This is a genomic window from Rhizobium phaseoli, from assembly GCF_010668805.1.
Classification (GTDB): Bacteria; Pseudomonadota; Alphaproteobacteria; order Rhizobiales; family Rhizobiaceae; genus Rhizobium; species Rhizobium phaseoli_A.
In genome coordinates, this window is the sequence record NZ_WUFT01000109.1 from 1 (window position 1) to 411 (window position 411).

Sequence of the window (411 nt, forward strand, 5' to 3'; positions counted from 1 at the left end):
TCGTCGAAGGCGGCAACACGTGGGACGAAACCGTGCAGATCGCGAAAGCGCTCGAAGCGGCGGGCGTCACGATCTTCAACACGGGCATCGGCTGGCATGAGGCACGCGTGCCGACCATCGTCACGTCGGTGCCGCGCGCCGCCTTCGCACCGCTGGCGGCACGCCTGAAGACGGCCGTGAGCGTGCCCGTGATCGTATCGAACCGCATCAACACGCCGGAGGTCGCCGAAGACCTGCTCGCGCAAGGCGCGGGCGATCTGGTGTCGATGGCGCGTCCGCTGCTCGCCGACCCCGAGTTCGTCGTGAAGGCAGCCCAAGGACGCGCGGATGAAATCAACACGTGTATCGCGTGCAACCAGGCGTGTCTCGATCACACGTTTCAGAACCAACGCGCGACATGCCTCGTCAACC

At 65.7% G+C, this 411-nt stretch carries 1 pseudogene; it reads left to right on the plus strand.

Annotated elements, in window-relative coordinates:
* Positions 1-411: pseudogene (gene fadH / locus GR197_RS31615) on the plus strand (NADPH-dependent 2,4-dienoyl-CoA reductase); the annotation flags it as partial.